Source organism: Thalassolituus hydrocarboniclasticus (assembly GCF_025345565.1).
Lineage (GTDB): Bacteria > Pseudomonadota > Gammaproteobacteria > Pseudomonadales > Oceanobacteraceae > Venatoribacter > Venatoribacter hydrocarboniclasticus.
Window position 1 is genome coordinate 2,097,350 of sequence record NZ_CP054475.1, and the last position, 19,168, is coordinate 2,116,517.

Genomic DNA, 19,168 nt, shown 5'->3' on the forward strand with positions numbered 1-19,168 from the left:
CCTCTCAATATACTGTTCAAAAAATAACGCACAGGCTTTGCCCGGCGCCGATAAAATCAGAAAGGCGCGGATTATAGCGCAAGGCACTGCACGAATAAAACCATTTAGAATGCTTGAGCAATCAAACACTTAGGAGATATAAACAAAAGGAATTAGGGGGAGAAGTGGGGTGGCCGACGGGGCTCGAACCCGCGACAACAGGAATCACAATCCTGGACTCTACCAACTGAGCTACGGCCACCACAAAAGTTCTGCTGAGATTGCCAAATGGCGCACCCGGCAGGGATTGAACCTGCAACCCTCGGCTTAGAAGGCCGATGCTCTATCCAATTGAGCTACGGGCGCATGTCAATACTTTCAGACATTAGTGGTCGGGGTAGAGAGATTCGAACTCCCGACATCCTGCTCCCAAAGCAGGCGCGCTACCAGACTGCGCTATACCCCGAACTTACTTGCTTTGCAAAGTGCCCTGCAAGTGGCTGCGCATATTATAGATGAGCCCCTACCCCGTCAACGACTTTTTGAAAAAAATTAATAAAAACAATCGGTTCGGTGGTTTTTTGAGCGTTTCTGCATTTATCCGCGGGCTGGCGCCAGCGGTATCTTTGTTTTTCTCAGCGCACATGAGAAAATCGCGCGCTTTGATAACTGCTACAGGTTTACTGCGCTTATGACCGCTCAACTGATCGATGGCAACGCCACTGCCAAAGCGATTCGCGAATCCATTAAACAGCAGGTTCAGGCCCGCACAGAGAAAGGTCTGCGCGCCCCCGGTCTGGCGGTCATATTAGTAGGCAGCGACCCGGCGTCCGAAGTCTACGTGGCGCATAAGCGTAAAGACTGCGAACAGGTCGGCATTGTCAGCAAGGCCTTTGACCTGCCGGCAGACACCACCCAGCAACAACTGCTGGATCTGATCGACGAGCTGAACCATGACAGCACTGTTGATGGCATTCTGGTGCAACTGCCCTTACCTGCCGGCCTGAAAGCCGACGAAATTCTTGAGCGTATCGACCCGACCAAAGATGTTGACGGCTTCCACCCATTCAATCTGGGCCGCCTGGCACAGCGTATGCCAATGCTGCGCCCCTGCACTCCGGCCGGCATCGTTGATTTGCTGGACGGCACCGGCGAGGAAGTTCGTGGCAAGCATGCGGTCATTGTTGGCGCATCCAACATTGTTGGCCGCCCGATGGGTCTGGAACTGCTGCTGAAAGGCTGCACAGTAACCACCTGCCACCGCTTCACCAAAGATCTGGCGCATCACGTTCAGCAGGCCGACATTGTCGTCGTTGCCGTTGGCAAGCCAGGCATTGTTAAAGGTGAATGGATCAAACCCGGCGCCACCGTGATTGATGTTGGCATTAACCGTCAGGCCGACGGCAAACTGATTGGCGATGTGGATTTTGCCGCCGCCGCCGAACGCGCCGCCTTTATCACCCCGGTTCCGGGTGGTGTTGGCCCGATGACCCGCGCAAAACTGCTGGAAAATACCCTGTTTGCCTGTGAGACCCTGCACAAGCAGTAATCACAGAATATTAAGAAAATAAAAAAGCCCGGACAGATCGTTCTGTCCGGGCTTTTTGTTATCTGCCAGTGACGGCGGATTATTGCTTCGACCAGCTGGTGCCTTCCGGACCATCACGCAGCACAATCCCCTGCGCCAGCAATTCATCACGCACCTGATCGGCCGTAGCGAAATCTTTGGCTTTTTTCGCCTCAGCACGTTTACTGATCATCTCCTGAATCCAGGCCTCATCCACATCGGCACCGGACTGCAAAAAGGCTTCCGGCTCAGACTGCAGACAGCCCAACACACCGGCCAGATAACGCAGCTGACCGGCCAGCGCCGCCTGCTCAGCACCTTCGGCCTTATTCACTGCACGCACCAGATCAAACAAGGCGGCAATGGCTTCCGGTGTATTAAAGTCATCATCCATCGCAGCATGGAAACGCTGTGAATATTCATTATCAATATCCGCAACCTCACCCACTGCAACACCACGCAGTGCATTATAAAAACGCTCAAGCTTGGTGTGCGCTTCTTTCAGGCTGTCTTCGGAATAATTGATCGCGCTGCGGTACTGACTGGAGAGCAGTAAAAAGCGCACCACTTCCGCCGGATATTTTTCCAGAATTTCACGGATAGTAAAAAAGTTGCCCAGCGATTTGGACATCTTTTCACCATCAACACGAACCGCCCCGGCATGCATCCAGGTATTCACATACTTTTTACCTGTTGCTGCCTCCGACTGAGCAATTTCGTTTTCATGGTGCGGGAATTTAAGATCCGGACCGCCACCATGAATATCAAAGGTTTCACCCAGACAGCAGGATGACATGGCCGAACATTCAATGTGCCAGCCCGGACGACCAATCCCCCACGGCGAATGCCAGTGCGGTTCGTCGGCTTTGGCGGCTTTCCACAACACAAAATCCAGAGGATCCTGTTTATGCTCGTCAACATCGACACGCGCACCGGCTTCCAAATCATCCAGAATTTTGCCAGATAATTTGCCGTAACCTTCGAATTTGCGCACCGAGTAATACACATCACCATTCCCCGGCGCGTAGGCATAACCTTTGGCGATCAGGGTTTCGACCAGACGGATAATATCGTCGATATGCGCCGTGGCTTTTGGCTCCGCATTCGGGCGCTCAATTTCCAGCAGGTCGGCATCTTTGTGCATTTCAGCAATAAAGCGCTCGGTTAATGCATCAAAGGCTTCGCCATTTTCGTTGGCGCGCTTGATAATTTTATCGTCGATGTCGGTGATATTACGGATGTAATTCACCTCATAACCACGATGACGCAAGTAGCGGGCAATAACGTCAAACGCCACCATCACCCGGGCATGACCCAGGTGACAGAAGTCATAAACCGTCATACCACAGACATACATACCAACCTTGCCCGGCTGTAACGGTTTAAATTCTTCTTTCTGACGCGTCAGCGTATTAAAAATCTGCAAAGTCATAATCAGCCTTAATCTGCCTGCAGTGATTTATCTTCACGCAAGCCAATGGTCAGGTTAAAGACCGGCTTGTCAGCGCTGTGATCGTAGCGGTCGGCAACAAAATAGCCTTCACGCTCAAACTGGAAATTACTTTCTGCACCGACATTGGCCAGCGCAGGCTCAACCCAACCGGTGGTAACGGTGAGCGAATCGCGATTTACAAACTGCATAAAATCGCCGTCGACTTTATCCGGCGTCGGGTGATTAAACAGACGCTCGTACAGGCGCAATTCTGCCTGCACCGAATGACTGGCGGAAACCCAGTGCACCACCCCTTTCGGGTTATCGCCGTCGGCCGGATTTTCACCCAGCGTGCCTTCAATTAATTTCGCCCGCACCAGCACAACATTACCGGCTTCGTCTTTTTCGTAGCTGGTTGCTTCGATTACATACGAATGACGCAGACGGATACGCTTACCCGGCGTGAATTTCTTTTTGAATTTCTTGCTGTACTCTTCTTTAAAATCATCCTGATCGATATAGATCTCACGGGTAAACGGCATTTCGCGCGAACCCAGATCCAGCTCGTGATGATATTCGGCGCTGAGCATTTCCAGATGATCGGCGGCCAGATTTTCAATCTCGACTTTTAACGGCCGGATCACACACATCGCCCGCGGTGCATGCTTGTTCAGATCGTCACGCAGTGCGTGCTCCAGCATCGCCACATCGACCATACCGTCACTGCGGGTCACACCAATCATTTCGCAGAAATTACGCACCGAGCGCGGTGTAAAACCACGACGACGCATACCGGCGATAGTCGGCATACGCGGATCATTCCAGCCGGCTACAACCTGATCATCCACCAGAGCTTTCAGCTTACGCTTGGAGGTTACGGTGTAATCCAGATTAAGGCGGCCAAATTCGTACTGACGCGGCTGTGCCGGCACCGGCAGATTGGCAATAAACCAGTCGTACAGTGGTTTATGGTCTTCAAATTCCAGCGTACAGACCGAGTGGGTAATGCCTTCGATGGCATCCGACTGACCATGGGTAAAGTCATAGGTCGGGTAGATACACCATTTGTCACCGGTCTGATGATGATGCACTTTGCGGATACGATAGATGATCGGATCACGCAGGTTCATGTTTGGCGATGCCATATCAATTTTGGCGCGCAGCACGCAGGCACCTTCGTTGAACTCACCGGCACGCATTTTCTCAAACAACGCCAGGTTTTCTTCTACCGTGCGCTCACGGAACGGGCTGTTTTTACCCGCTTCGGTCAGGGTGCCACGGTATTCACGCGCCTGCTCCGGACTCAGGTCACAGACATAAGCCTTGCCTTCGCGGATCAGGTGCAGCGCCCACTGATGCAGCTGGTCAAAGTAATCCGAGGCATAACGCACCTCTCCGGCCCAGTTAAAGCCCAGCCAGGTGATGTCGTCTTTGATCGCATCAATAAATTCCTGGCTTTCTTTTTCCGGGTTGGTGTCGTCGAAACGCAGGTTACACTGGCCGTCAAACTGTTCGGCCACGCCGAAGTTCAGGCAGATTGATTTGGCATGCCCCACATGCAGATAACCGTTGGGCTCAGGCGGAAAGCGTGTCACAACGCTCTGAACCTTACCGCTGGCGAGGTCATCCTGAACGATTTTGGCAATGAAATTGTGGCTGTTTGGAGTTGTGTCTGTCATAACCATCCGTTTCTGAGTAGTACCGGCAGCTTGCCGCGCGGAGGCTGTTCCGGGCGGAAATTCCGGCAATCGTGCCACGGCGCTGTCAGGCCGCGAAAAAGGCGGTATTATACGCACTCAATCCCATGAAGGGATACACGATTCAATGACAGAGGCTTCACATGATCCTGCTTAAAACCAACTTCGGCGACATCAAAATCGAACTGAACCACGAGAAAGCGCCAAAAACTGCGGCCAACTTCGAGAAGTACGTAAAAGAAGGCTACTACGACGGCGTGATTTTCCACCGTGTGATCGACGGTTTTATGATCCAGGGCGGCGGCTTTGCCCCGGGCATGGTTAATAAAGAAACCGACATGCCGATTGAAAACGAAGCAGACAATGGTCTGAAAAACACCGTTGGCACTCTGGCCATGGCCCGCACCATGGACCCACACTCCGCCAGCGCACAGTTCTTTATCAACGTATCGGACAACGATTTCCTCAATCACACCAGCAAGTCCACTCAGGGCTGGGGTTATGCCGTATTTGGTGAAGTGGTTGAAGGGATGGACGTGGTTAACCGCATCAAAGCCGTTAAAACCACCACCCGTATGGGCCATCAGGACGTTCCGGTCGAAGACGTCATCATCGAAAAAGCTGAAATCATCGCGTAATGGCGGTTTATTTCATCTCCGATCTGCATCTTGAGCCCGGCCGCCCGGCCATGGCTCAGGGCTTTGTGCACTATCTGCAGAACCTGCAGGATGCCGATGCGCTGTATATTCTCGGCGACTTTTTTGAAGTGTGGATGGGCGATGACTTTGATCATCCCTTCGTCAGCAGCATCAAAGACGCCCTGCGCGCACTCAGCAACAAAGGCACCCGCCTGTTTCTGATGCACGGCAATCGCGATTTTCTGCTGGGCCAGACCTTCTGCGAACAGACCGGCGCCACCCTGCTCGATGATCCGGCCGTGATCACCTTAGGTGACGACGCGGTACTGCTGATGCACGGCGACAGCCTCTGCACCCTTGATGTGGAATATATGAAGATCCGTCAGATGTTCCGCAACCCGGCCTGGCAGCAGGACTTTCTCAGTAAACCACTGGAAGAGCGCATTGCCTTTGCCCGTCAGGTTCGCAGCGAAAGCCAGAGCGGTCAGCAGATGAAAAGCTCCGATATCATGGATGTCACCCAGGAAGAAGTAGACCGCGAAATGGATCAGGCCGGCGTTACCACCCTGATTCATGGCCACACCCACCGCCCGGATGATCATCGCTGGATGCACAACGGATGCGAACGCCGCCGTCTGGTGCTGGGCGACTGGTCAGACGACTGCGGCTGGATGATCCGCTGGAGCGAAGAAAGCGGACTGCAGCTCAGTCAGTTTACGTTCTGAGTTAAACGACAGGCTGCAGTAATAAAAAAGCCGGCTTTATGCCGGCTTTTTTATTACTGACGTGATTCTGCAATCCTGTTCAGAACGGCTGCGGCTCAGGCTCCAGCTGCACACCAAATTGCTCATTCACACTGGCGACCACCGCATCACGCAAGTGCTCAACATCGGTATAGTTTGCCGCGCCATTGGTGGTCAGCACCAGCGCCTGCTGATCGTGCATCCGTACCGGGCCAAGCCAGCGCCCTTTCCAGCCGGCCTGTTCAATCAGCCATCCCGCCGCCAGTTTGATACGGCCATCGGCCTGCGGATAGGTTGGTAATGACGGGTGCTGAGCGCTCAGCTGTGTTGCCTGATATACCGACACCAGCGGATTTTTGAAGAAAGAACCGGCATTGGGAATTTGCACCGGGTCCGGCAATTTACTCTGGCGAATCACACACACCTGTTCAATCAGCGCCTGCGGACTGATGGCACCGCCCTGCGCCGTCGCCCAGCTGGCCAAAGGGCCATAACTCAGATCCGGTTCAAATACTTTACTCAGACGGAAGACCACGCGGGTGACAATAAAATCGCCAGCCAGCTCATGTTTGAAAATGGAATCACGATAGGCAAAGCGGCATTCGGTGGCACTCAGCGTGCGCCACTGGCGAGAGCTGAGCTGAATGCCGGATACCGAGTCGATGCAGTCGGCAACTTCAACACCGTAAGCACCAATATTCTGAATCGGCGAAGCGCCGACAGAGCCCGGAATCAGCGCCAGATTTTCCAGCCCATGACCAAACTCCGTACTGTCCTGTACCCACTGATGCCAGTTCATGCCAGCATCCACCGCCAGCCAGCGATGGGTTGCATCTTCACGCAGCAAACGCACCGAAGTCATGGCCGATTGCAGCACCAGACCGGGCACATCGTCGGCCAGCAACACATTACTGCCGCCACCCAGAACCCGCACCGGCCAGTTATGCCGCTGCGCCAGCGTCAGCAGGCTGAGCAATTCCGAGACGGAAGAAAAACGCGCAAAGGCTTCAGCTTTGGCCGGTAAGCGCAGCGTATTCAGCGCCGACAGATCGTAGCTCTGCTGCACCTCAGGTACGGGATGATTCACGATATTTCCTTTGCGCGCTGGTTTAAACGCTGACGAATATCGGCCAGCAAACCTCCACAAGCGTCTTCAACCAGATCCAGCACCTGCTCAAAGCCATCGGCACCGCCATAGTATGGGTCCGGTACTTCGTCGCTGTTAAAGCGGCGGGCAAAGCTGCGTAAAAACAGCTGGGGTTCGGTACGCGCAGCGGCAGGTTTTAATGCGCGCAGATTACTGAGGTTTTCCAGATCCATCGCCAGCACATAATCAAACTGATCAAAATCGGCGGCCAGCGCCTGACGCGCACGTAACTGCGATAAATCGTAACCGCGCTCAGCCGCGGCTTTGATGGTGCGCGGATCGGGCGTTTTGCCGATATGCCAGGCGGCAGTGCCGGCTGAATCCACCTCAACCTGATCACTCAGCCCGGCAGAGGCGACCATACTGCGGAAGACGCCGTCGGCGGTCGGTGAACGGCAGATATTGCCCAGACACACAAAAAGCACACGCAGCACAGTACTTACTCAGCCTGTTCTTTGGCAGCTTTCTGCGCTTTTTCGAGCTTTTCTTCTTCGCTCATACGGCGCGCCTCACCTTCCAGCATCACCGGCACACCATCGCGCAGCGGGAATGCCAGACCGTCGAAGGTACACAGCAGCTCCTGTGCGTCTTTTTCATACTTGAGTTTGCCCTTACACAGCGGACATACCAGCATGCTCAGTAATTGCTTATCCATGAGTTTTTCCACTCCAGGTCATTAATAAAGAATCCAGCCGCGCCGCTATCTCAGGCTGTGCTACCGCACTGACCTGCAGATACCACCAGTCGGACCGGGCAAAGTCACGGCATTTTACCCAATCTTTTTCCGTCATAACGAGCGGCAGATCCGGTGTTTGCTGATGAAAGGCCAGATCATCGGGCTGAAACTGATGATGATCGGCAAAACTGTGCTCCTGTGGTTGCATCCCCAGACTGCGCAGTGAATCGTAAAAGCGCTGCGGATTACCAATACCGGAAACCGCCACCACCTCGCGGCCGCTGAAGCTTTGCAGGGAAATCTGTTCACCACTGACAGCATTCACCAGTGCCGTTGGCTGCACCTGAAAATCCGCGCCGTTGCGCAACACCAGATCGACCGTTTTAAGCCGTGCCAGTGGTTCGCGTAATGGCCCCAGCGGCAACAACCAGCCATTACCAAAACCACGGGCATGATCGACCACTACGATTTCGGCGGCTCTGGCCATGGCGTAATGCTGCAGGCCGTCATCGCTGAAAACGATATCCGCCCGGCCAGCAAGCTCAGCCACCGCACGGCGACGCTCAGGATCGACCACAACCGGACAAAAGGAGGCATCGCCATTCAGGCGGTTAAACAGCAAACGGGGTTCGTCACCACTGTGCTCTACCGGCGTATCAGCCGTCAGATCCAGAGGATATTGCGGGGCTTTAGCACCGTAACCACGGCTGACGACCGCGGGCCTGAGCCCCAGCGCCCGGGCACGCTCGGCCAGCAAGGTAATGAGCGGCGTTTTGCCGGTTCCGCCCACGGTAATATTACCAACCACCACCACAGGTACAGGATTGGCTGCTGGCGGATGACGCAGAAAGCGCCGGCGGCGCAGATGCACGACCACCCAAACCAGCGGCCAGAGCGGCAGCAGCCACAGATTGCCCAGCACCGAGCCATACCAGTTACGTTCAATCCGTGCCGCCAGCCCGGCGAGAGCATTGCTCATAGTGACTGTTATTCGCTGAACTGAATCTGATGCAGCTGGGCGTACATGCCCTGCTGCGCAATCAGCTCGGCATGGGAGCCGTCTTCACGCACTTCGCCCTGATCGATCACCACAATACGGTCAGCGCTCTCAATGGTGCTCAGGCGGTGGGCGATCACAAAGGTGGTACGGCCTTTCATTACTTCTTCCATGGCCGCCTGAATATGGCGTTCAGACTCAGTATCCAGCGCAGACGTCGCCTCATCCAGAATCAGCACCGGAGCGTTTTTCAGAATCGCCCGGGCAATGGCAATACGCTGGCGCTGACCGCCGGATAACAGCACGCCGTCTTCACCGACCTGGGTGTTGTAGCCTTCCGGCAGACGGGAAATAAATTCATCGGCATGGGCGGCTTTGGCGGCGGCGATGATTTCTTCATCGGTTTTATCCGCCAGCGAGCCGTAGGCAATATTGTCGCGGATGCTGGCGTTGAACAGTGTCACCTGCTGACTGACGATGGCAATCTGCTCACGCAGACTGTCGAGGGTCAGATCGCGGATATCGTCACCATCAAGCAGAATACGGCCGGAGCCTACTTCGTAAAAACGCGGGATCAGATTCACCAGCGTGGTCTTACCACTGCCGGATTTACCGACAAAAGCGACCGAAGTGCCCGGTGTCACTTTCAGGCTGATGCCTTTCAGCGCATCGTTTTCGGCGCCCTGATAGCGGAAGCGAACATCATCGAAGCAGACCTCCCCCTTAGCGCGGGTCAGGGTTTTAGTGCCCTGATCCACTTCGGCGTCGGCATCCAGCACCGAGAAAATAGATTCTGCAGCGGTCATACCTTTCTGAATCACGGCATTAATATCGGTCAGCGCGCGCAGCGGCTTGGCGATCAACGAAGCGGCGGTCATAAACTGCAGGAATTCAGCGCTGCTCATACTGCCGTCGGCCACCCGCTGAAACATCAGATACACCATCAGACCCAAACCGACAGCCACAATCTGCTGAGTCAGCGGCACGTTAATGGCTTCGGTCAGACCAAACTTCAGCGATTGCTTGCGGTTATAGTCACTGGCTTTACGGAAACGCTGCTGCTCATATTCAGTACCGCCAAAAGTACGCACTTCACGGTAACCATTAATACTCTCGTTGGTTACCTGGGTCACATCCCCCATCGCTTTCTGAATACGCTGGCTGTAACGACGGAAGAAGCGACTGGCGAAAGCAACCACCAGAACAATCACCGGTACCAGACCGAGGAAAATCAGCGTCAGGTTGTGATCCAGCCAGATCAGGTAAGCCATCAGCAGAATAACGGTAACGCCTTCCTGCACCGTGGTGGTTAAGGCCCGGGTTGAGGCGCCGGTCACCTGATCCACATCGAAAATAACCCGTGAGATCAAACGACCACTGGATTCACCATCGTAGTAATGGCTCGGCAAGCGGGTCATTTTATTGAACAGTTCAGTACGCAGGCTGTGCACGACATTACGGCCGACAACCGCAATAAAGAATTTTCCCAGAAAGGTACCGATACCGCGGTAAAAAAAGATGCCCATCAGCATCAGCACCAACAGCAGAATCTTATCCGGCTGCGGATCTGACAGGGTCTGCTCGACAACACCCATCAGATGCGCCATTGCCGGTGCTGCCGAGGCAAAAATAATGTAGCCCACAATGGCCACGGAAAAGGCCAGTTTGTGTGGCCAGACATACGAAAGCAGGCGTCCGTACAGACGCCTGATGGAGGTTTCGTTACTCATGGGGTTTATTCAGATTTCCCAGGTTGACGGGTGGTAATGCTCAGATTAACCAGACCAAGCTGGCCGGCGGCATCCATCGCCCGCACCACCGCTTCGTGCGGTGTTTTGGCATCAGCTGTAATCACCACGGGTACCGTCTGCCGGCCTGCCAACGCCTTCTGCAGACCACGCTTCAGCGTATCCAGCTGATGATTGATAAGCGTCTGATCATTAATACTGTATTCGCCGCTGGCCGAAATCAGTATTTCAATCGCCTGTGGCTGCGCTTCGGACGCTTCCGCCGTCGCCTCCGGCAGATCAATACTGAGGTGATTTTCTTTGGTGAAGGTGGTCGACACCATAAAGAAAATCAGCAGCAGAAATACGATATCAATCAGTGGCGTCAGATTGACGTCCACTGCTTCACGATTCTGTCGTTTGAAGTTCACTTAGGCCGCCTCTGAGGAATCCGCCACTTCACGATCACCATGCAGAACATCCACCAGTTTGATGGCTTCCTGTTCCATAAAGACCACAATTTCATCCACGCGGCGCTGCAGCATACGGTGCGCAACCAGAGCCGGAATACCGATGATCAGACCGGCTGCGGTCGTGATCAGAGCTTCAGAAATACCACCGGCCAGCATATTCGCCTGTCCGGTACCCTGCGTCATGATTTCAGAGAACACCTGAATCATGCCGAATACGGTTCCCAGCAGACCCATCAGCGGAGCAACGGCAGCAACCGTGCCCAGCGCATTAAGGTAACGCTCCATTTCATGGATTTCATGGGAGGCCACTTCTTCGATGCTTTCTTTCATGATCTGGCGACCATGGCGGGAGTTAATCAGGCCAGCCGCCAACACACGGCCCAGCGGGCTGGAAGCACGCAGTTCTTTGATACGGGCACTGTCGAGCTGATTGTTTTTCATCCAACCCCAGACCCGCGCCAGCAGATCACGCGGTGCAATCTGCGCCGCCCGTAAGGTCCAGAACCGTTCAACGGTAATTCCCAACGCCAAAATAGAAGAAATGATGATAGGTACCATCATCCACCCACCGCTCTGGATGATTTCCAGCATTGTCAGCTACTCCTGCCAGTTATTTTGGCCCGTACTCTAGCACAAGCCCGGGCGGCAGCATAAGACCCGCAACGCCGCTGAAAGTGCCGGACTGTGCGCAGAATCATGAATAAAATCAAGGCTGTCGCCAGGGCGGCTGCCAACCGGAACGTGCCGTCGTCACCTGTCCGTCCGGTGCCATCAACACCGCCCCATCGCGCGCTGTCAGATACCAGGGAATCTTCAGCGCCTCCAGCCGGGCCGTTACATCCGCATGAGGATGACCAAAACGGTTATTAAATCCCGCCGAAATCCATACCTGCGCGGGCTGCACAGCGTCGAGAAAAACAGAGGATGAACTGCTGCGGCTGCCATGATGGGCCAGCACCAATACATCGGAGCGCAACTCTGCGCCAAAGTGCTCAACCAATTGCTGTTCAAGATCGCGCTCAATATCACCGGCTAATAAGAAGCGCCGCTCATGCCAGCGCACCTGTACCACACAGGACTGATTATTATCCGAAGGGTTGACCAGTGCCTGCTGCTCATCCGGCAGAAGCAGCAAGCGGTAATGCAGATCCGCTCCGACTTCCTGCCAACCGGCTGTTATAAGTTCACGACAGAGGTGAGCTTGCGGCTGCACAGGCAGATCCGGCAGCCACTGCCCTAAAAACAGCTGCTGCAGCGGCAATCCACCCTGCAATACAGAGCTCAGACCGCCGGCATGATCCAGATCGGAATGACTGACAAACAACGCATTAATCTGTCTGACACCGGCCTGTTTAAGCAAAGGCAACAACAATGCAGAACCGGCATCAAAATGCTCCGAAAAGCGCGCACCGGTGTCATAAACCAGCGCATGCTGCTCACTGATAAAAGCCAGACTCTGCCCCTGCCCGACATCCAGCATGACTGCCTGTTCCCGGTACGGACCTGACACTGACAGAGGCCAGAACAACGCCAGCAACAGCATTAGCATGGCTCCAAAGCTCAGCGCAGCACTGATGCCAAGGCGCAGCAATAACAACAGACAGGGCCAGAGCAGCAGTAACGGCCAGGGCTGATAAAACTGTACCATCCACGGCTGTTGCTGCAGGGCACTGAGCACTGACCAGAAGAATTCACCCACGGCCGCCAGCAAGGTATCAGGCACAGCGATCACCATCTGTGCCTGCGTATCACTGAGTACCGCGCCCGCCAGCCAACTCAGCCCGGCATCCAGCAACGCCAGCGGCAAAATCACCAAACTAAGCAGCGGAATTGCCAGCAGGTTCGCCCCAACCTGCACCAGACTGACCGGCAGCAGCCAGAACCATAACAGCGGCAACATAGAGATAAATACCACCCACTGGGGCAGAAACAGCGTCTGCAACCACCCTTGCCGGCGCCCCGTAAAGAACGCCAGCAAAGCCAGTACAGCAACAAAAGAAAAGCCAAAACCGGCGCGGGTCCAGATCAGGGGATTAACCAGCAGCACCAGCAACAACGCCAGAGAAAGCGCCGTCAGCCAGTTAAATCGCCAGCCGCTGAAGAATAACCACAACAGCACCATAATCATGATCCAGGCACGCTGCAGCGCAATCCCCATTCCCGCCAGCCAGACATAACCCGCCGTCAGTCCACCGATCAGCAACAGACGCAACAAAGCCGGATGGCGTAAACCGCGACCACTGAACAGCCCCCAGAACCTTATACCGCCAAGTGCCAGCAACCAGCCCAGAGCAGCAACCATCCCGACATGCAAACCACTGACCACCAAAAGATGCAGCGTGCCGGTATGCTGGGCCAGCCGCCATTGCTCAGCACTGAACGCCTGCTGCTCACCAAACACCAGCCCCGCCAGCCAGGGCCAGGCCTCCGGCGAGTGACGCTGGCGTTGCGCAGCCAGCAATGTGTCGCGTAACGAGGACTCGCCGCCGTCGATCAGCCGCGCACTGCGGATATAGCCGCTGGCATCGATGCCTGATGACAGCAGAAAAGCTTCATAATCAAAGGGCAAATCATTGGCAAAAGCACGCGGACTGCGTAATACCAGTTCAGCATTCAGCTGCATACCGCTGCGCACTGCGATCGCAGGGTGATACCAGCTGAGTTGCTGACGGCGTAATTGCGGCATTTGCTCTGCCGCGGAGTCAGATTGAAGAGGAGATTGAGAATTGGCCTGCCAGCCCGACTGAGATGCAGACAGTTCCCCGGGCACAGCCGGATTACGGAAAACACGGACAATCAGGCGCACTCCCTGCCCGCGCTCCTCAACCGTCTCGACAACAACATCCAGATTCAGCCGGCTGCGATCCTGCGCCACCGGCAGGCGATGACTGAGGTTATGCTGCAACCAGAAGCTGCCATACAGAAGGCCTGTCGCCAGAACAGGTAAAAACAGCAGTCTCCGCTTACGGCAACAGCCTGAGCACACCGCAAGCGCCAGTAATATGCCAGCCAGCAGCAGAACCACCAGAGCCTGCATAAGACTCAACAGTGTTCCCGCGACAATAGCAGCGGCACAGGTCAGAACAATCAGGTGCATTGCCACTCCATGGCATTATCGGCATAATCGGCGCGCATAAATCAGCTGGCGATGTTCATGCCTAAAAAGTTTTTACAGAAGTTTTTTCCATCGCCGGAACAGGTACAGGGCAATCCATCTCTGCGCTTCCTTTCCCCGCTGTTCAGTAAACCCAATCTATGGCACGTAAACCGCCGCTCGGTGGCACGCGCCTTTATGGTTGGACTCTTTACCGCTTTTCTGCCGATGCCATTCCAGATGGGGATTGCCGCATTCTTTGCTTTTTATGCCAACGCCAACGTTCCGATTTCAGTTGGCCTGGTATGGGTCAGTAATCCGGTAACCATTCCCCCATTGTTTTACGGCACCTATTTATTCGGCACCTGGCTGCTCGGCACTCCAAGCAGTGATTTCAGCATCGAATTATCCCTGGACTGGGTACTGAATGAACTGGTGTCCATCTGGCAGCCATTATTGGTCGGCTCATTAACGATCGGTATTTTTCTGGGCGTCTGTGGGTATTTTGCCATCCACCTCGCGTGGCGACTGCACATTGCCAATAACTGGAAAAAACGCCGCATTAATCGCCTGAAGCGTGCCGCAGAAGAGGAAGAAAGTAACTGATCAGCGGCAGTAATTAATACTGCCGGCCGATGTGAAATGATCTCCCGGCTTATCCCTGCCAGGGAGATAACGTCAGGTCGCGCAACTGCAGACAACGATCCATCCGCGCTGCCAGCTGACTGTCATGGGTCACCATAATAAAAGCGGTTTCCGCCTGTTCGGTTAATGCCAGCATTGCCGCTTCTACCTGATGTGCAGTCTGCTGATCCAGATTACCGGTCGGCTCATCCAGCAAAACCAAACGCGGACGATTTACCAACGCACGGGCAATAGCCGTGCGCTGACGCTCGCCACCGGACAACTCTGCCGGTTTATGATCCACACGGTGCTCAAGCCCTAATTGGGCCAGACATTCACGCGCCCGCGCTGCAGCAGCCTTACGCGCAACACCGGCCAGCAACTGCGGCATCATCACATTTTCCAGTGCCGAGAATTCCGGCAATAAATGATGAAACTGATAAACGAAACCGATTTCCTGATTACGCAGACGGGTGCGCTGCGCATCACTCAGCTGATGCAGCTGCTGCCCACCAATCACCACGCTGCCGCTGTCCACCGTATCCAACCCGCCAAGCGCATTCAGCAAGGTGGTTTTACCTGAACCTGAAGCTCCGACAATAGCAACCGACTCGCCCGCTTTTACTTTTAATTCGACATCCTGCCAGACCGTGACCGCCTGCGGTCCGGAAGTATAAGTTTTACGCAGGCCTGTAGCCTCAAGCACCCAGGACTCACTCATAGCGTAATGCCTCCGCCGGCTGAACTCGCGATGCACGATACGATGGATACAGCGTTGCCAGGAAACTCAGCAACAGAGACGCACTGGTTACAATCACCACATCACTCCATAACAACTGTGAAGGCAGATAAGAAATAAAATACACGTCGGCACTTAAAATCTGGAAACCAAAGGCTTGCTCAACCCAGGCAACAATGTCGGAAATACTCAGCGCCGCCAGCACACCGAGAACCGTCCCCAGCACAACACCAACCAAGCCGATCGACAGCCCCTGCACCATAAAAATACCCATCACCGTTGATGGCCGTGCGCCCATGGTACGTAAAATCGCAATATCGGCTTGTTTATCGGTTACGACCATAACCAGCGTTGAAATAATATTGAATGCAGCCACCGCAACAATAATCAGCAGCAGCAGACCAATCATGGTTTTCTCAAGTTTAATCGCCTGAAATAAATTGCCGTGGGTACGGGTCCAGTCGCTGCCGGTGTAATAACCATCCAGCTGATTCACCATGCGCCAGATACCGGCCGGTGCATCGAATAAATTACTGAATTTAACCCGCAAAGCCTGAGCCTGAGCATTAATACGCCCGAGCTTACGCGCGTCCTCCAGATTCACGACGGCCAGATTGGCATCCAGTTCAGCTCCGACCGAAAAAATACCCACCACCGTTAAACGCTTAATCCGTGGCAATACCCCGGCCGGTGACAGAGTCGCTTCCGGCAGCATTAAAGTAATTTTATCGCCCACCACTACGTTCAGGTGTTGCGCCAGCAAACTGCCCAGCAGCACACCAAAGCTGCCGGGCTGTAAATCGTCCAGCTGGCCATCAATCACATGCTGCGGCAATATAGAAACCCGCGCCTCTGCCGCTGGTTCAATGCCGGTAACCATAACTCCCTGAACACGACCGCCATAACCCAGCATGCCCTGCAAACGGGTTAAAGGTGCAGCAGCCACGACTCCAGGCTGCCGTTCAACCTGTTCAGCCAATGCCTGCCAGTCATTAATACCACCACGCTCATACAGTACCCCATGGGGCACCATACCGAGAATCCGCTCACGTAATTCGTGATCGAAACCATTCATCACCGACAACACCAGAATCAGAACGGCAACACCGAGGGTCATGCCGACCATCGAAGACGCTGAAATAAAAGAAATAAAATGATTACGCCGCTTAGCCGCCAGATAACGCAGGCCTATCCATAAAGGCAGAGAGGATTCTGAAATGTTCATTGTGACCTTAATCAAACAAAGAGAACGGAGTGGACAACAATCCGGACGCAATAGTGCCCGACAATGCCGGATTTAGCGACACCCGCGCGCGGAAAAGCTGCGCACACCCCAGAAGCAATATCCCTTTAACCGCAAAGAAATAAGGCATTCCGGGCCATAAGCTCCACCACAAACGCCGCACAGATAAACAGAGGCAAACTTGACGTAAAGAACCTTGTCCTTTTATCGCCCTGCTCTAGGATAAAGAAAAACCAACCGGACACACCGTCATGAACCGTTTCTTTCTTTCTGCCTTGCTGCCTCTGTCACTCATACTGCCGGCCAGCATACTTATCAGCGCATCCGCTCAGGCCGAAATCACAGAGATTCCGCCCGAAGAAATGACGGAAGCCTACATTAAAGACACCACCGTTATTGTCCGCCGCCAGCCAGCCGCGCAGAAGGCGGAAAACGGTCAGGGTGACACCTCCCTGCGGGTGTCACCACTCGACAAGCCCTACAGTGAGAGTGATCAGCTAAAGGGCGGCACTGAAGTCCCCAGCCAGATTGCCGATCAGTATTTATCAGAACAACGCGATAACGCCCTGCTGAGCCAAAGCACCTACGATTTTCAAACACCAACACTCGATCCACAGCAAGCTCTGCGTGAGGAATACCTGCGTGATGTGCTTGGCCTCGAACCCGGTACGCCGATTGACTACAACAATCTGCAGTTCCCGACTACCATAACGCCTGACAATCCGCCTCCGGCAGGTCTCGGGTATGTTATTGCTCCGGGGCAATTCTCGATCAGCATTCCCAACAGCGACAACATCAACGCCCAGACCCACCAGACTCCTGGCGGCGAATATCAGGTCGAGGTCACTCCTTCTGAGATTATCTTTACCATCAATCTTCCTCAGCAATAAGTCGGACATAACGGGCCAATTTCCCGCAAAAGCGTCCGGAACTGGCCCACAAAAATAAATTTTCCCCTTACAAATCAACAGGTTGAAAAACACTCAGGAATCCGTAAAGAAAACATACAACTGTGGCCATTTGTCTATAAATGGGATAGAGTCAGGACACTATAAGAATAAAAGAGCCAATTGTGTTATGCAGTTCTCTACCTTCTCTGCCACCGAGCTACGCAACACTCCCCGCATCCAACTGCTGGATACTCCACGCGGGCAATACAAAGTCGAATTCCAGGCTTACAGCCTGCCGGAAAACAGCCACAAAACGCCTGTCGTTTTTCTTGGTGGTGCTTTCCAGAGCTTTACATCCTTCAAAAGTGAAGTGGAATTAGTCGTCAATACACATCCGGTTATTCTGGCCGACTTCCCTTCACAGGGCAGCAACGATCAGCTTGCTCCGGAACTCAGCCTGAATGACTACGCCGATCTGATTGAACTGTTCTGTCAGCAACAGCAGCTGGATAAAGTTCAGATGCTGGGAATCAGCTACGGCTCGGCCATGGCGACCCTGTTTGCGGCGGCCTACCCGCAGCGCGTAGAACGCCTGTTATTATCCGGCATCACCTGCTTCCGCCGCGAAAGCCTGATCACCCTGCTGGAAGACTCACTGGAGTTACTGGCCGCGGGCGATATGAACGCTTTCGCGACCACTGCGGTCTGCAATCTGATCAACCATAACCGTCTGCAGGCAACCGAAGTCAGCCCGACTTACCGCCGTCTGCTGTTCCGTCAGATCGCACGCCTGAACGACAATGAACGTCAGCGCTATGCACAGAACACCCAGCGCTTACTCGATTTTCCGGGCTTTGAACGCTTCCCTGAGTGCCCGACCATGATTGCTACCGGTGAATTCGATAACTTCACCCTGCCATCAGAAAATGCCGCGGTTGCGCGCCAATGCGCCAATGCTACTTTTGCCATCATCAAGAATGCCGACCATCTGGCCCAGTTTGAACGCAAAGAAGCCTCCAGTACCCTGTTTCATCGCTTTATGTGCGGTGAGAGCCTGGAAGGTATCGACGGTACTGAGGTATACAACCCGGAAGCTTATGATTTTGCTGACCAGCGCCTGCAAAGCCGCCAGCGTCCGCTGGAGCAGCCTTATCGCCTGATCGATGACGTGAATGGCAAAGAACACACCGTACGTATCAACAATATTAATTTTGCCGGCTGCGAACTGGAGCAAACCCATGTCGATCTCAGCCTGTCTGAATCCAGCCGTGGCCTGTATCTGGAAATTCCGGAAACCGGCGCCCGTTTTCATGTCCGCATTATGGAACGTGAACGCAAACAGCTGCGCTGCCTGCTGATTCAGCGCGATCTGAAAGAAGCCGATCAGCTGTTGGCTTACCTTGAAGGCCATTTACTGATGATCCGCGACCAAAACGATAATACCCTCAGAGAGCAACTGGCCTGAAAGCCCGCCCTCTGGCATAAAAAAGCCCGGTCATTAC

The 19,168-nt window shown here is 54.1% G+C and carries 18 protein-coding genes and 3 tRNA genes; 6 read left to right on the forward strand and 15 right to left on the reverse strand.

Annotated elements, in window-relative coordinates; all coding sequences use genetic code 11:
* Positions 1-165 precede the first annotated feature (165 nt).
* The 3 genes from HUF19_RS09240 to HUF19_RS09250 form a co-directional block, all read right to left on the reverse strand.
* Positions 166-241, reverse strand: a tRNA-His gene (locus tag HUF19_RS09240).
* Positions 242-268: 27 nt separating this feature from the next.
* Positions 269-345 (reverse strand) — tRNA-Arg (locus HUF19_RS09245).
* Positions 346-368: 23 nt separating this feature from the next.
* Positions 369-445 (reverse strand) — tRNA-Pro (locus HUF19_RS09250).
* A gap of 225 nt (positions 446-670) precedes the next feature.
* Here HUF19_RS09250 and folD point away from each other — a divergent pair.
* Positions 671-1,528: a bifunctional methylenetetrahydrofolate dehydrogenase/methenyltetrahydrofolate cyclohydrolase FolD gene (gene folD / locus HUF19_RS09255; protein ID WP_260996394.1), complete on the forward strand. Its 858-nt coding sequence runs from the start codon at positions 671-673 to the stop codon at positions 1,526-1,528.
* 79 nt (positions 1,529-1,607) lie between these two features.
* On the opposite strand, the gene cysS is transcribed toward folD, so the two are convergent.
* Complete coding sequence (cysS, locus tag HUF19_RS09260; RefSeq protein WP_260996395.1) at positions 1,608-2,978, reverse strand: cysteine--tRNA ligase; 1,371 nt, start codon at positions 2,976-2,978, stop codon at positions 1,608-1,610.
* An 8-nt stretch (positions 2,979-2,986) separates the two neighbouring features.
* The gene (locus HUF19_RS09265; RefSeq protein ID WP_260996396.1) at positions 2,987-4,657 is read right to left on the reverse strand and encodes a glutamine--tRNA ligase/YqeY domain fusion protein; all 1,671 of its coding nucleotides are present in this window, start codon (positions 4,655-4,657) and stop codon (positions 2,987-2,989) included.
* Positions 4,658-4,818: 161 nt separating this feature from the next.
* Here HUF19_RS09265 and HUF19_RS09270 point away from each other — a divergent pair, with 161 nt between their 5' ends.
* Together HUF19_RS09270 and HUF19_RS09275 are read left to right on the forward strand one after the other, a co-directional pair.
* Positions 4,819-5,313 carry a peptidylprolyl isomerase gene (locus HUF19_RS09270; protein ID WP_145468505.1) on the forward strand — a complete coding sequence of 165 codons (495 nt, stop codon included), beginning with the start codon at positions 4,819-4,821 and terminating at the stop codon, positions 5,311-5,313.
* A complete protein-coding gene (locus HUF19_RS09275) occupies positions 5,313-6,038 on the forward strand; it encodes a UDP-2,3-diacylglucosamine diphosphatase (protein WP_260996397.1) in 726 nt (241 codons plus the stop codon). Before HUF19_RS09270 ends, HUF19_RS09275 begins: the two co-directional genes overlap by 1 nt.
* Before the next feature lie 79 nt (positions 6,039-6,117).
* On the opposite strand, the gene murB is transcribed toward HUF19_RS09275, so the two are convergent.
* The 8 genes from murB to HUF19_RS09315 all read right to left on the reverse strand — a co-directional run bounded on the left by murB (position 6,118) and on the right by HUF19_RS09315 (position 14,173).
* Complete coding sequence (gene murB / locus HUF19_RS09280) at positions 6,118-7,143, reverse strand: UDP-N-acetylmuramate dehydrogenase (RefSeq protein ID WP_260996398.1); 1,026 nt, start codon at positions 7,141-7,143, stop codon at positions 6,118-6,120.
* The gene (locus HUF19_RS09285) at positions 7,140-7,637 is read right to left on the reverse strand and encodes a low molecular weight protein-tyrosine-phosphatase (protein WP_260996399.1); all 498 of its coding nucleotides are present in this window, start codon (positions 7,635-7,637) and stop codon (positions 7,140-7,142) included. Before HUF19_RS09285 ends, murB begins: the two co-directional genes overlap by 4 nt.
* Positions 7,638-7,642: 5 nt before the next feature.
* Positions 7,643-7,858 (reverse strand): Trm112 family protein, encoded by a 216-nt coding sequence (locus tag HUF19_RS09290; RefSeq protein WP_145468501.1) that lies wholly within the window; start codon positions 7,856-7,858, stop codon positions 7,643-7,645.
* Positions 7,851-8,858: a tetraacyldisaccharide 4'-kinase gene (lpxK, locus tag HUF19_RS09295; protein ID WP_260996400.1), complete on the reverse strand. Its 1,008-nt coding sequence runs from the start codon at positions 8,856-8,858 to the stop codon at positions 7,851-7,853. The genes HUF19_RS09290 and lpxK overlap by 8 nt, the downstream gene beginning before the upstream one ends.
* Before the next feature lie 8 nt (positions 8,859-8,866).
* Positions 8,867-10,606 carry a lipid A export permease/ATP-binding protein MsbA gene (msbA, locus tag HUF19_RS09300; RefSeq protein ID WP_260996401.1) on the reverse strand — a complete coding sequence of 580 codons (1,740 nt, stop codon included), beginning with the start codon at positions 10,604-10,606 and terminating at the stop codon, positions 8,867-8,869.
* 5 nt (positions 10,607-10,611) lie between these two features.
* On the reverse strand, positions 10,612-11,034 hold the full coding sequence (locus HUF19_RS09305) for an ExbD/TolR family protein (protein ID WP_260996402.1): 423 nt from the start codon (positions 11,032-11,034) through the stop codon (positions 10,612-10,614).
* Positions 11,035-11,667, reverse strand: coding sequence for a MotA/TolQ/ExbB proton channel family protein (locus HUF19_RS09310; RefSeq protein WP_145468493.1), 633 nt, complete (start codon positions 11,665-11,667; stop codon positions 11,035-11,037).
* Positions 11,668-11,782: 115 nt separating this feature from the next.
* Positions 11,783-14,173, reverse strand: coding sequence for a DNA internalization-related competence protein ComEC/Rec2 (locus HUF19_RS09315; protein WP_260996403.1), 2,391 nt, complete (start codon positions 14,171-14,173; stop codon positions 11,783-11,785).
* Between the two features lie 57 nt (positions 14,174-14,230).
* On the opposite strand from HUF19_RS09315, the gene HUF19_RS09320 reads away from it, so the two are divergent.
* Positions 14,231-14,776: a DUF2062 domain-containing protein gene (locus HUF19_RS09320; RefSeq protein ID WP_260996404.1), complete on the forward strand. Its 546-nt coding sequence runs from the start codon at positions 14,231-14,233 to the stop codon at positions 14,774-14,776.
* A gap of 49 nt (positions 14,777-14,825) precedes the next feature.
* Here the strand turns inward: HUF19_RS09320 and HUF19_RS09325 are convergent, their stop codons facing one another.
* Both HUF19_RS09325 and HUF19_RS09330 read right to left on the reverse strand, forming a co-directional pair.
* Complete coding sequence (locus HUF19_RS09325; protein WP_260996405.1) at positions 14,826-15,515, reverse strand: ABC transporter ATP-binding protein; 690 nt, start codon at positions 15,513-15,515, stop codon at positions 14,826-14,828.
* Positions 15,508-16,758 (reverse strand): lipoprotein-releasing ABC transporter permease subunit, encoded by a 1,251-nt coding sequence (locus HUF19_RS09330; protein WP_260996406.1) that lies wholly within the window; start codon positions 16,756-16,758, stop codon positions 15,508-15,510. Before HUF19_RS09330 ends, HUF19_RS09325 begins: the two co-directional genes overlap by 8 nt.
* A 269-nt stretch (positions 16,759-17,027) precedes the next feature.
* Between HUF19_RS09330 and HUF19_RS09335 the strand changes: the two genes are divergently transcribed.
* Positions 17,028-17,666, forward strand: a complete 639-nt coding sequence (locus HUF19_RS09335; RefSeq protein ID WP_260996407.1) for a hypothetical protein — start codon at positions 17,028-17,030, stop codon at positions 17,664-17,666.
* A gap of 187 nt (positions 17,667-17,853) precedes the next feature.
* Positions 17,854-19,131 (forward strand): alpha/beta fold hydrolase, encoded by a 1,278-nt coding sequence (locus tag HUF19_RS09340; RefSeq protein WP_260996408.1) that lies wholly within the window; start codon positions 17,854-17,856, stop codon positions 19,129-19,131.
* The last annotated feature ends 37 nt before the right edge of the window (positions 19,132-19,168 follow it).

Excerpts from the sequence above, each read along its gene's own strand:
- folD (WP_260996394.1), top strand. The coding sequence starts at position 671 with ATGACCGCTCAACTGATCGATGGCAACGCCACTGCCAAAGCGATTCGC.
- cysS (WP_260996395.1), bottom strand. The coding sequence starts at position 2,978 with ATGACTTTGCAGATTTTTAATACGCTGACGCGTCAGAAAGAAGAATTT.
- HUF19_RS09265 (WP_260996396.1), bottom strand. The coding sequence starts at position 4,657 with ATGACAGACACAACTCCAAACAGCCACAATTTCATTGCCAAAATCGTT.
- HUF19_RS09270 (WP_145468505.1), top strand. The coding sequence starts at position 4,819 with ATGATCCTGCTTAAAACCAACTTCGGCGACATCAAAATCGAACTGAAC.
- HUF19_RS09275 (WP_260996397.1), top strand. The coding sequence starts at position 5,313 with ATGGCGGTTTATTTCATCTCCGATCTGCATCTTGAGCCCGGCCGCCCG.
- HUF19_RS09290 (WP_145468501.1), bottom strand. The coding sequence starts at position 7,858 with ATGGATAAGCAATTACTGAGCATGCTGGTATGTCCGCTGTGTAAGGGC.
- lpxK (WP_260996400.1), bottom strand. The coding sequence starts at position 8,858 with ATGAGCAATGCTCTCGCCGGGCTGGCGGCACGGATTGAACGTAACTGG.
- msbA (WP_260996401.1), bottom strand. The coding sequence starts at position 10,606 with ATGAGTAACGAAACCTCCATCAGGCGTCTGTACGGACGCCTGCTTTCG.
- HUF19_RS09310 (WP_145468493.1), bottom strand. The coding sequence starts at position 11,667 with ATGCTGGAAATCATCCAGAGCGGTGGGTGGATGATGGTACCTATCATC.
- HUF19_RS09315 (WP_260996403.1), bottom strand. The coding sequence starts at position 14,173 with ATGCACCTGATTGTTCTGACCTGTGCCGCTGCTATTGTCGCGGGAACA.
- HUF19_RS09320 (WP_260996404.1), top strand. The coding sequence starts at position 14,231 with ATGCCTAAAAAGTTTTTACAGAAGTTTTTTCCATCGCCGGAACAGGTA.
- HUF19_RS09325 (WP_260996405.1), bottom strand. The coding sequence starts at position 15,515 with ATGAGTGAGTCCTGGGTGCTTGAGGCTACAGGCCTGCGTAAAACTTAT.
- HUF19_RS09330 (WP_260996406.1), bottom strand. The coding sequence starts at position 16,758 with ATGAACATTTCAGAATCCTCTCTGCCTTTATGGATAGGCCTGCGTTAT.
- HUF19_RS09335 (WP_260996407.1), top strand. The coding sequence starts at position 17,028 with ATGAACCGTTTCTTTCTTTCTGCCTTGCTGCCTCTGTCACTCATACTG.
- HUF19_RS09340 (WP_260996408.1), top strand. The coding sequence starts at position 17,854 with ATGCAGTTCTCTACCTTCTCTGCCACCGAGCTACGCAACACTCCCCGC.